6 protein-coding genes are annotated in these 12,326 nt (G+C 37.4%); 3 read left to right on the plus strand and 3 right to left on the minus strand.

What is annotated here, in order from left to right; translation table 11 throughout:
* Positions 1–573 precede the first annotated feature (573 nt).
* The 3 genes from ACHRV3_RS05010 to ACHRV3_RS05020 form a co-directional block, all read right to left on the minus strand.
* Positions 574–2,511, minus strand: a complete 1,938-nt coding sequence (locus ACHRV3_RS05010) for an amino acid permease (protein WP_047778234.1) — start codon at positions 2,509–2,511, stop codon at positions 574–576.
* A 498-nt stretch (positions 2,512–3,009) separates the two neighbouring features.
* A complete protein-coding gene (locus tag ACHRV3_RS05015) occupies positions 3,010–5,916 on the minus strand; it encodes an FAD-binding and (Fe-S)-binding domain-containing protein (protein WP_395433541.1) in 2,907 nt (968 codons plus the stop codon).
* A gap of 173 nt (positions 5,917–6,089) precedes the next feature.
* The gene (locus ACHRV3_RS05020) at positions 6,090–6,839 is read right to left on the minus strand and encodes a DeoR/GlpR family DNA-binding transcription regulator (RefSeq protein ID WP_395433542.1); all 750 of its coding nucleotides are present in this window, start codon (positions 6,837–6,839) and stop codon (positions 6,090–6,092) included.
* A 223-nt stretch (positions 6,840–7,062) separates the two neighbouring features.
* Here ACHRV3_RS05020 and ACHRV3_RS05025 point away from each other — a divergent pair, with 223 nt between their 5' ends.
* The 3 genes from ACHRV3_RS05025 to murQ all read left to right on the plus strand — a co-directional run bounded on the left by ACHRV3_RS05025 (position 7,063) and on the right by murQ (position 12,308).
* The gene (locus ACHRV3_RS05025; protein WP_395433543.1) at positions 7,063–10,125 is read left to right on the plus strand and encodes a SusC/RagA family TonB-linked outer membrane protein; all 3,063 of its coding nucleotides are present in this window, start codon (positions 7,063–7,065) and stop codon (positions 10,123–10,125) included.
* A 17-nt stretch (positions 10,126–10,142) separates the two neighbouring features.
* A complete protein-coding gene (locus ACHRV3_RS05030) occupies positions 10,143–11,420 on the plus strand; it encodes a RagB/SusD family nutrient uptake outer membrane protein (RefSeq protein ID WP_395433544.1) in 1,278 nt (425 codons plus the stop codon).
* Between the two features lie 69 nt (positions 11,421–11,489).
* Positions 11,490–12,308 carry an N-acetylmuramic acid 6-phosphate etherase gene (gene murQ / locus ACHRV3_RS05035; RefSeq protein WP_230004931.1) on the plus strand — a complete coding sequence of 273 codons (819 nt, stop codon included), beginning with the start codon at positions 11,490–11,492 and terminating at the stop codon, positions 12,306–12,308.
* Positions 12,309–12,326: the final 18 nt, after the last annotated feature.

A 12,326-nucleotide genomic window follows, 5' to 3' on the forward strand; every position in this document is an offset into this window, starting at 1 on the left:
GCTGTTTGCTTTGGAAATGAATCTGCTTGAAAATATTTTGCCACAGATTAAAAGGATTAAAATGATTTTTTATTGCACGCTGATTGAGCAGATTTGAGCAGATTTAATTTTTCAACTTAATGATAAAATAATCTGTGCGAATCTTTTTAATCTGTGGCTAAAAAATAATTCGGGCAAATTCGGGTAATTCGTGGCAAAATGAAATCTGCTAAATCTGCGTGAAAAAATACTTAGTCATTTTTACCGCACGCAGATCTAGCAGATTTAAACAGATTCCATATAAAATAATCTACGCTAATCATTTTAATCTGTGGCAAAAAAACAATTCGGGCAAATTCGGGCAATTCGTGGCAAAATGAAATCTGCTAAATCTGCGTGAAAAAATACTTAGTCATTTTTACCGCACGAAGATCTAGCAGATTTAAACAGATTCCATATAAAATAATCTGCGCCAATCTTTTTAATCTGTGGCAAAAATTAATTCATGCAAATTCGCGCCATTCGTGGCAACAAAAAAAAACCGTTCTGAACAATCAGAACGGCTTTCATTTATAGCTTAGAATTAATGATCTATTACACTTTTTCTACCAAATTCAATTTACTGTTTTTTCTACTAAAGCCAAAGTAAATACAAAGACCAATAAGCAACCAAACAGTGAAATAAATCCAGTTCCAAACACTCAATTCGGCCATCATATACAAACAACAGATTAAACCTAAAAGCGGGATCAATGATAGTTTTTGTCTGAATGCCCATACCGTTAATCCACCTAAAACCAATAAGAAAATCCACATCGGGATTTTGTGTTTGAATAAACTTAATCCACTTTCGTATTTTAAGGAATCATTGATTGGCAAACCTTTTACAACCTCAGCATATTTTACTTCATCATCTTGGTATTGACTCAATAAATGCTCTAAATCGGATGTTTCTGAAGTTTTATTCTGAACATCTATACTTTTCAGATAATTGAAAACTTTTTCGGAATCATTTTTATCTAGTGACGTAATAATATCAGCCGAACTATTGATTTGAGTTTCATTTGTAATAAAACTCATTGTTGCTTTTTTATTATATCCAAAAGCAAAAATCAATCCGATCGCTAAAAAAGCCGGCATTATATATTGTGAATTGACATAAGGCGTTTTGAATTTCCCTCTCGGTATCTCCGGTTTGTTTTGCAAAACCAAAACTCCGGCACAAACCAAAACGAATGCAAATAAGGTTCCAATACTACATAAATCTGTTACCATAGTAAGATTCAGAAACAAAGCTGGAACTGCCACCACAAAACCGGTAACAATAGTAGCGTAAGAAGGCGTTTTGAATTTTGGGTGTACTTTTGAGAAACGTTTTGGCAACAATCCGTCACGACTCATACTCATCCAGATACGTGGTTGTCCCATTTGAAAAACCAATAAAACACTCGCCATTGCTACTACCGCACTTACGGCAATAATTCCTGACATCCATTTTAAATCTAATTTCTCGAACACAAATGCTAACGGATCACCAACATTTAATTCGTTATAACGCACCATTCCGGTCAAAACCAAAGCAATTGCAATGTACAATAAGGTACAGATGATAATCGCCCACATCATTCCGCGTGGTAAATCTCTTTGTGGGTCTTTACATTCTTCCGCAGTTGTAGAAATGGCATCAAAACCGATATAAGCAAAAAATACCGCTGACACTCCTTTTAGCACTCCACTTACTCCATTTGGTGCAAACGGATGCCAATTGGTTGTATCTACATAAAATATACCAACTGCAATAACCAGAAGCACGATACAAAGTTTTACAACAACCATGATATTACTCGCATTACGGGATTCTTTCATTCCGCGGTAAATCAATGCTGTAATTAAAATAATAATCAACAAAGCCGGAAGATCGGCAACAAAGTGAAAAGAACCAAATAAGACTGGAGAGGTATTCCAGGCCGTATAAGCCGATTGTAAAGCCGGTTCTAAGTTCTCGAATGTTTTTCCGCTGTGCATTAAAGCTGTTGCGTTATTAAATCCGTTTGAAGCGGTCAAATAATCCATTTGAACCCATTGCGGGAGATGAATGCCTCCGCTGGCGAGGAGTCCTGTAAAATAATCACTCCACGATATGGCGACGGTTATATTCCCGACCGAATATTCCATAATTAACGCCCAGCCAATTATCCAGGCTATAATTTCTCCAAAAGCAACATAAGAATACGTATAAGCACTTCCAGAAACCGGTACCATCGATGCAAACTCTGCATAAGCAAAAGCGGCAAAGCTACAGGCAACTGCTGTAAAAAGGAATAGAAAAATTACTGCTGGTCCTCCATCGGCACTGGCTTTACCGATTGTACTAAAAATTCCTGCTCCAACAATTGCAGCTATACCAAAAGCGGTTAAGTCACGAGCAGTCAAGTGTTTGCCTAATGCATTATGACCGTCTGCATCATTTTTTGCAACTTGTTTTAGAATTTCCTGTACTGTTTTTTTTCGAAATAAACTTGAAAATGCCATATAAGGTTTTACGATTAAAAATTAATATATTTCGGACTTTATGCTTTTATTTTACAAATAATGCAAATTTTATCCTGAAATCAAATATATAAAACGATTTTATTTTATTTGGGTTTCGTGATTCTTTTTTTGAACACAAATTGCACGAATTTCCACTAATTGTTTTTTTTGCCACTTATTGAAATGATCCGAACTGATTTAGGATTCTTTCTCGCCACAAATTGTATTAATCTTCACGAATTATTTTTTTTCCACAGATTATTTAATCTTTTTAATCCTTTGCATCTGTGGCAAAATATTTTCTCATCACGAATTTAAAAAATTTTAATTCGTGTAAATTCGTGTAATTCGTGTCTAACTTTTTTGGCCACTGATTAAAATGATTCACACAGATTATTTAATCTTTTTAATCCTTTAAATCTGTGGCAAAATATTTTCTCATCACGAATTTAAAAAATTTTAATTCGTGTAAATTCGTTCAATTCGTGTCTAACTTTTTTACTTCAGACAACTCTTCAAAATACTCACCGGATGTTGTGCTTCCCGGTTTGTTCCGTCGTAGATTTGATGGCGACAACTTGTTCCTGCAGCGGCTATTTTTACATTTTCGGCCGTTGAGCGTACTTTTGGGAATAGCGTGTCTTCTCCCATTTGCATGCTTACTTTATAATGTTCTTTTTCGTAACCAAAAGATCCCGCCATACCACAACAACCCGAATTATAAATCGTAACCAGATTGTTTTTCGGCAGATTCAGCATCGCAAAAGTTGCCTCTATTGAACTCAATGATTTTTGATGACAGTGCCCGTGAATCTTGATTTCTTTTTTCTCTTCCGAAAAGGAATCGGCTGTAATTTTCCCTTTTAGAATTTCTTTTTTAAAGAATTCCTCAATTGTAAATGCATTTTGGGACACTTTAGCAGCACTTTCTTTATCATCTGCCAGACGTAAATATTCGTCTCTAAAAGTCAAAATTGCCGAAGGTTCGATTCCGATTAACGGTGTATTCTCTGAAACTAACTCTTTAAAAATCCCAACATTTATATTGGCGATCTTTTTGGCTTCTTCGAGGAAACCTTTAGACAGATACGTTCTGCCACTTTCTTCATGAGCTACAACCAGAACTTCATACCCTAATTTTGTTAAGAGCTCAAAAGCATCGATTCCGATATTAACGTCGTAATAATTAGTAAATTCATCATTAAACAAATACACTTTCCCATTCGGAAAATCATTGCCTTTTGATTTCTGACTGTCGTACCATCTCCTGAACGTTTTTTTTGCTAATAATGGGACTTGTCTTTCGGGAGCAATACCCATGCTTTTTTTGACCAAAGATTGATTCGAAATAAAATTCGTAATCGACGGAAAGACACTTCCCATTTTATTCAATTTTGCATTGTGGGCAAAAATCTTATTTCGGGTCGAAAATCCGTTGGCTTTTTGGTATTGGTATAAAAATTCTGCTTTCAAGGTTGCCACGTCAACATTACTTGGACATTCACTGGCGCAGGCTTTACAGCTCACACACAACTCAAAAACTTCGTATAATTCTTTTTGATCGAATTTGTTTTCTTTTTCAGAATACGTCAAATATTCTCTCAGTGCATTGGCTCGGGCACGTGTGGTTTCTTTTTCATTTTTTGTGGCGCGATAACTCGGACACATTGCTCCTCCTGCCGATGGTAATTTTCGACAGTCTCCGGAACCGTTACATTTTTCGGCAGCACGCAAAATCCCCAAACTGTCTGAGAAATCCTGAAACGTTTTAATATCCGGTTCTACTCTGCCTGAAATTACACGATGATTTTCATCCATTTTAGGAGCGTTTACAATCTTCCCGATATTCAAAACTGAATTGGGGTCGAAAGCCAATTTGAGCCTTTTCAACAACTCATAATTTTTTTCTCCCACCATAAATGGAATAAACTCTCCTCGCACCATACCATCGCCATGCTCACCACTCAAGGAACCACGATATTTCTTTACCAAAATAGCTACTTCGGTTGCAATCGTTCTAAAAAGAACCAAGTCTTCTTTTTTCTTTAAATTAAGCTCAGGACGCAAATGCAATTCTCCGGCTCCGGCATGTGCATAATAAATTGCTTTTTGTCCATATCTCTCCATCATGGCCGTAAAATCGGCTATATAATTGGGCAAATCGCTCAATTCTACCGCTGTATCTTCAATAGAATCGGCTGCTTTATCATCACCAACAATACTTCCTAGAAGACCAAGACCTGCTTTTCGTAAATCAACAACTTTATCTATATCTGCGCCATAAATTTTCACAGAAGCATAACCAAAATTATTCTTCGCCAGATCGGCAATTAGTGCCTCTGCTTGTAGTTCTGCATCTTCCATACTGTGAGAAGCCAACTCAAACATCATAATCGCTTTTGGTTCTCCCACCAGAAAAAACCTGTTTTTAGCTTGCTCTCTATTTGTTTTGGTACACTCTAAAATAATATCATCAATCATTTCGCAAGTGTACAAATGGTGTTTCATTGCCACTACAACAGATTCCAGAGATTCCTGAATGCTGTGATAATGCGCTACCACCATAATATTCTGCGTTGGCGGTAAATCATCTACTTTTAGCGTGACTTGCGTGGTAAAAGCTAAAGTTCCTTCACTTCCGCAAAGCAGTTTTCCCAGATTAATAGTTGGTTCTGTTCCTCCAAACAAATCCGATTTCAATAAAAGATCGACTGCATAGCCCGTATTTCTTCTGTGAATTTCAGGTTTCGGAAATTCATTTATAATTTCCTGCTGTGCCGCTTTATCGGAGAGTTCTTCGAAAATATTTTTGTATATTTTATTTTCTAACGTATCACCTTTGGTCTTTTCGATAAATTCTGCGGAGGTAATTTCATTAAAAACCACTTCGGAACCATCACTCAAAATTGCGCTAATAGTTACAATTTTATCACGGGTTACCCCATATCGAATCGAAGTTGTTCCGGACGAATTATTCCCAACCATTCCGCCAATCATACATCGGTTTGAAGTCGAAGTATTGGGACCAAAAAATACACCGTGAGGTTTTAGAAATAAATTCAATTCATCCCGAATCACACCTGGCTGTACGGTAACCGTTTTTTTAATCGGATCAAAAGCCAGAATCTTCGTGAAATTCTTAGAAACATCTACCACAATTCCGTCACCAACCGTTTGTCCTGCCAAAGAAGTTCCGGCAGTTCTGGGCGTAATCGAAACATTATGTCGCGCCGCAAACCGAATCAGCTTACTTATATCTTCATTGGTTTTAGGTAATGCCACCGCTTTTGGTCTCATTCTATACACCGAAGCATCGGTCGAATAAAGCGTTTTATGAAGATCATCGTATAAAAGTGTACCTTCTAATGATTCTGCTAATTGCTGCAACTCCTTATGTATTGACATAAAATCTTGATTTATTATCTATTCTAAACTACAAAAATACTTCTTTTTGAGGTTCTGAGTTTTTTTCATTAAAAACAAATTTTTAACGCGCAAAACCAAGTTTCCAAGCTGCACACTTGCTTTATTTTACGTTAAAAAAACTTTGCCCCTCTACACCTCAGCACCATAAAAACCTACAAAACAGTAACCCCGGCCTCAACAAAGTTTTTAACCTTAGGGCTTTTGGGATTCAAATCGGTAATTACGGCATGCAGTTGTTCTAAGCCGCAGACTTTGTGCATCATTTTTCCGTTAATTTTATCGGAGGTTGCCATGGCAATCACTTTTTCAGAAACTCTGATCATTTCTTTTTTAACTACTGATACTTCATAGCCCATTTCGGTAAGTCCTTGATTTTCATCAATACTGCTGACGCCCAGAAAGCAAATATCAGCTTTGATTTTAGACAAAACGTGTACCACATCGATACCAATGGTTACCATTGCGTTTTTCTGCAGTTTTCCACCGATAAAAATCAGTTCAATATTGGGGTGCTGCGACAATTGCATCGCGATTGGGAGACTGTATGTATATATGGTAGCCGAAAAATCTATTGGAATTAATTTGCAAAAAGACAGATTTGTAGTTCCACCACTCATGATGATTACTTGTCCTTCTTTTAAAAAAGGCAAGGCTTTTTGGCCTACAACTATTTTCTTTTCTTCGTTGATTATGGCAATGTCAAAAACGTTTTTGGAGTTGCATTTCACCAGAAAAGCGCCACCATATACTTTGTTAATCAATCCTTTATTATGAAGTTCATTAAAATCTCTTCGGATGGTGTCCTCAGAAATATGAAGTTCAATGGCAAGGTCGATGGTATTAATTTTTTCAGTCTCCTGAAATTTATCCATGATATACTGATGTCTTTCTCGTTTCAACATGTACTCTGATTTTTTTTCAAATATAAAACTTAGTCTATTAGAATCCTCTTAAAAGAAAAGTCTCTTTTAAATCAAAAAGGGAATGTAAAGATATAAAAAAATCACAAACTGTTTGCATTATTATGCATTATCTTACACAAAAACAAAATTTCACGCATAAATTTGCAATTTACCGAAATAATTTATACATTTCAATCCTCTAACCAATCCAAAAAACCTTAAAATGAAAAAACTACTATTTATTTTATTTGGAGTTCTTTTGTTTGCGCAGCCACTTTTTGCACAGACGAAAACGGTAACCGGTACTATTATAAGTACAACCGACAACCTTCCTTTACCCGGCGTGACGGTCCTTATTGAAGGAACTTCCAAAAGTGCAGTCACCGATTTAGACGGAAAATTTAGCATTGCGGCAAACGAAAATGACAATTTGATTTTCAGTTTTATTGGCTTTGCTTCAAGAACAATTAAAGTTACCTCAGCCACTACTTCGTTAAACATCAAAATGAAAGAGGAACTCAACACACTTTCTGAAGTTGTAGTTTTAGGATCAACCGTACGTGCAACCCGAAAAGAACTTGGAAATGCCGTAACCAGTATCAAAGCAGAAGATTTAGTAAAGGCACAACCCGGAGGTTTATCTACTGCCCTGCAAGGTAAAATTGCCGGAGCCCAGGTTTCTCAAAACTCGGGAGATCCTGCGGGAGGATTTAGCATCAAACTGAGAGGAACGTCTTCTATCTTAGGCTCTTCAGATCCTTTATATGTTATTGATGGTGTGGTATTAAACAATGCCACAACAAACGTTACCAATCTAAATGTTACGACAGGTAACTCGAACATGCAAATTGGTCAAAACAGATCGGCAGATATTAATCCGAACGACATTCAGAGCATTGAAGTTTTAAACGGTGGTGCTGCGGCAGCCATTTATGGGTCAAGAGCGGCAAATGGAGTGGTTCTTATCACGACCAAAAAGGGAGTTGCAGGAGAAACGAGATATACTTTTTCAACCAGTTTAACTTCTAATACCATACGCAAAAAAGTAGACGTAAATCTATCTAACAAACAATTCGTAAACGCCTCTCCTGCCCTGTTCCCAATTCAGGGAAATCCGGCAAGTCCAACTACCGTAAATGTACTGAGCAGAAATTTAGAGACCAGAACGATAGACGTACAACGTTACGATTACCAAGATGATATTTTCACCACCGGAATTGGTACAGATACTTATTTCTCTGCTCAGGGTGGTGACGAAAAAACGAAATTCTTTGCTTCGTTAGGCTATCTGACAAACGAAGGAATCGTAAAAAACACTGATTTTAAAAGAGGTGGCGCCAAGATTAGATTAAAACATGACTTTAATTCTAAACTATCGGCTACAATGGGTTTAAATTATGTGAATTCGGCTTCGAATGAAAAACCGGATGGAAACGTTTTTTGGAGTCCAATAAACTCCATAAATATTACAAACAACACCTATGATATCAATCAGAGAGACAACAACGGGGACTTATTGGCTGTAGATCCAAACAGAATTAATCCTTTGTCAATTATAGAGACTTTTAAAATCAAACAAAATACAGATCGTATTATTTCTGATTTGCAATTGAACTATGTTCCTTTTAAAAACTTCAATGCCGATTTGATTTTTGGTATTGACAATTACAATCAGAGAGGAAATGTGTACATCCCAAGATACCCTTATGTGGTCAATCCTGCTTATTACAACGATGGTTATGTTTCGGAAGCTACTAACAGAGTGGTTCAGTTTAATAATGATTTGAACTTAAGATATGTTTGGAACGTTAATTCGAACTGGAAAGCAACCACTTTTGGAGGTTACAACATTCAAACTTACAGAGACAACTTCGCTGCTATTGAAGGTCGAAACTTAAAACCTTTTGTTGAATCCATTAATGCTTTTAACACTTTAATCGCAGGTTCACCAAGCGCCAGTCAGTCCAAATACAATTTATGGGGTTACTATTTACAGGAAACAATTGGATACAAAGAAAAACTGTACCTTACTTTGGCAGGAAGACAAGATGCTTCGACTATTTTCTCTAAAGACAACAGGTCTCAGTTTTATCCAAAAGCGAGTTTGAGTTATGTCCTTTCTGACGAGCCTTTTATGCAGCACATAGACAACGTACTGAGTACGGCCCGTTTGAGAGCTTCATGGGGAAAATCGGGAAGTTTAACCGCGATCAGACCTTATGCGCGTTTTACGAACTATTCTACAGGAACACTTCTTGGTAACACCACCTTTACACTCGAAGGCTTCAAACAAGGAAACCTGGATTTGAAACCGGAAAGAAGTGCTACTTATGAAGTCGGCGGGGATTTTGGTTTCTTAAAAGATCGTTTAAACTTATCTTTTAGCTACTATAATGCCGATATCGAAGATTTACTTTTACCGGTGCAACTGGCGGCTTCACAAGGAGCAACCAATACAATTCAGAACATTGGTCAAATGAACAATAAAGGTTTTGAATTAAATCTTAGATACGATGTTATCAAAAAAGAACACCTGACTGTTGGCGTATTCGTTAATTATAGCACGAACCGCAACAAGGTAACCGGATTACCTCAACAGCGTTTTAAACTGGACAGCAACCTTGCCGGAGCGCCTGTTTTTGTTGAAATGAACAGACCAATTGGTATTTTCTACGGCACTTATTTTGCCAGAAATCCGGACGGAAGTTTATTACTTACACCAACCGGCTATCCACAAACCGAAAAAGGAGATGTAAATACCGGAACACCACAGCGTGATCCTTCAGGACAACCAAAGGGGACAATTTTAAACAAAGAAATCGGAGATCCGAATCCGGATTATATCATTTCGTTTGGAGCGAATTTAAACTACAAAAAATTCGGTTTTTCGATTCTTTTTGATGGGGTTCAGGGAGGTGATGTATTTGATGCCGATTACAGAACCAGACAAGGTGTAGGATCAGGAACCATTGTAGCACAAGAACTTAATGGCGAATTGCCTCGTGGCTATATCTGGTCGGTTTATAATATTGAAGAATTCAGAGTTGTTGATGGAAGCTATCTGAAACTAAGAGAGGTTTCGCTTAATTATTCATTTGGAAAACTGAATAGCTTTTTTGATGATTTGACGGTAACTGCAAGTGGAAGAAACTTAATCTCCTGGGATAATTTTACCAGTTTTGATCCGGAAACCAACTCCGGCGGACAGTCTTCTGTAGCGAAGTACAACTTTGGTACGGTGCCAATTCCGAGCAGTTATTCAGTAGCATTGAAATTTCAATTTTAATTAAAAAAGAAAACATCATGAAAAAGATATTCATCCCTATATTAAGTCTTACCCTGCTTTTTACGAGTTGCAACGAAGAGTATTTAGACCCGACAAAACCATCACAAAACATGGTTTTAAGTACCCGAGACGGAATTATCGGCGCCTCAAATGGCTTACAACAACTTTGGACAATTGACAGAATAAGCCCTGTGTACAATACCGTAACAGGCAACGGATTCACTACATTGGAATTGCGATTACTAAATGCCGGAAATGTTGATGAAGGAGAACTTTCTATCGGTGGCGAAGTTTTATCAACCAAAAACACGGTTGTAAATAACCTTTGGTCACAATGTCTCATCATAAACTCTGAATCGCAAAAAATACTCGACAACTTGAATGTGCTGACTTCAGAAACAGAAAGAGCAAGTGTCTTGGTGCATGCTTCTATTTTTAAAGCTTTAGCACTTTCTACCTTGGTACAGTATTTTCAGAACGTTCCTTTGAGAACCGAAAAAAATGCGGCTTTCAACACCAGAACCGAAGTCTTAAATGCAGCAATTGCCTATTTAAAAGCTACAGAACCTTCCTTAGACAAAGCAACAGGTTTTGCAGGTTTGGTCAATACAATCAATTATAAAAATACCGTTTATGCGCTTTTGGCCAGAATGTATATGATGACAGGCGATAATGATAATGCTTTAAAATATGCCGGATTGGTTGACTTAAACGTAAAATCGGTTTTCGGATTTGATGTCATCAGCAACAATCCGATTGCTTTTATTTCAATTACGACTAACAATGTTTTTCAACCGGTTAATTTAACATTAGGATTACCGGCTAGTCTGACCCCTAATGCTTCAGACGAAAGATTAAACTTTTACATCAAACCGGGTTCCAATCCTACGGTGGCTACAGGATTCTTTGATACTAATACAAAAGCGATTCCGGTGTATTTACCCGGAGAAATGATGCTTCTAAAAGCGGAAGCCTACGCAAGAAAAGACAATGTCCCTCAAGCCATTATCGAATTAAATAAAGTTTTGACAAAAACCACCGCAACAGATGCTTACGGAATTGGAGCCAACTTACCTCCTTATGCCGGAGCGGTTACCAAAGACGCAGTTTTGGAACAAATCTACAGAAACCGTTGTATCGAAATGTACATGTCAAGTTTAAAATTGGAAGACAGCAGAAGATTCAATCGTACGGGAGCCGGCCTTACCGGAGCCGAAAGAAATCGTAATTGGTATCCTTATCCGGATTCGGAAAGAAACAACAATACCAACACTCCTGCTGATCCGGCAATATAATACTCAAAAAGCCAAGGCATTTCAAACGAATTCCCTTGGCTTTTATTCCCTAAATTTAATTCATTTAGTATGAAAGATAAAAACCCTGAAACGGAACGAGAATCATTATATCAAGATTTAGATCAAATGAGTGTTCTGGAACTGCTTACGAACATTAATACGGAAGATCGGAAAGTACCTCAAATTGTAGAACAACAAATTCCGAAGATTGAAAAATTGGTAAAAGCCATTGTTAAAAAAATGCAACTTGGCGGAAGATTGTTTTATATAGGCGCCGGAACTTCGGGCAGGATTGGTGTTTTAGATGCTTCTGAGTGCCCTCCTACTTTTGGTGTTCCGCCCGACATGATCATTGGTATTATTGCCGGTGGTGATACCGCTATTCGAACAGCGGTTGAAAATGCGGAAGATGATGTAAATCAGGCCTGGAAAGATCTGGAAAAATATCAGATTTCGAGTTTGGATTTTATTATCGGAATTGCTGCTTCGGGAAACACTCCTTACGTATTGGGCGGTCTTAAAAAAGCAAAAGAAAACAAGGTCAAAACGGGAAGCATTTCCTGCACTAGCACGGGACTTATTGCCCGCGAAGCCGATTACCCGATTGAACTTGTTACAGGACCGGAATTCCTTACAGGCAGCACCCGAATGAAAGCCGGAACAGCTCAGAAATTAGCTCTTAATATGATCTCAACTTCGGTCATGATTAAATTAGGAAAGGTAAAAGGAAACAAAATGGTAGACATGCAATTGTCTAACGAAAAACTGGTAAAAAGAGCCATCAAAATGATCATGGAGGAGCTAAACATCGAATATGATTTGGCTGCGACATTACTTCAAGAACACAAAAGTGTACGAGCCGTTTTATTAGCAAACAACAAAATATAACAATCTCACAAACACCCC

The organism is Flavobacterium sp. FlaQc-49, assembly GCF_044005985.1.
GTDB classification, from domain to species: Bacteria; Bacteroidota; Bacteroidia; order Flavobacteriales; family Flavobacteriaceae; genus Flavobacterium; species Flavobacterium cupriresistens.

Excerpts from the sequence above, each read along its gene's own strand:
- ACHRV3_RS05025 (WP_395433543.1), top strand. The coding sequence starts at position 7,063 with ATGAAAAAACTACTATTTATTTTATTTGGAGTTCTTTTGTTTGCGCAG.
- murQ (WP_230004931.1), top strand. The coding sequence starts at position 11,490 with ATGAAAGATAAAAACCCTGAAACGGAACGAGAATCATTATATCAAGAT.
- ACHRV3_RS05015 (WP_395433541.1), bottom strand. The coding sequence starts at position 5,916 with ATGTCAATACATAAGGAGTTGCAGCAATTAGCAGAATCATTAGAAGGT.
- ACHRV3_RS05020 (WP_395433542.1), bottom strand. The coding sequence starts at position 6,839 with ATGTTGAAACGAGAAAGACATCAGTATATCATGGATAAATTTCAGGAG.
- ACHRV3_RS05030 (WP_395433544.1), top strand. The coding sequence starts at position 10,143 with ATGAAAAAGATATTCATCCCTATATTAAGTCTTACCCTGCTTTTTACG.
- ACHRV3_RS05010 (WP_047778234.1), bottom strand. The coding sequence starts at position 2,511 with ATGGCATTTTCAAGTTTATTTCGAAAAAAAACAGTACAGGAAATTCTA.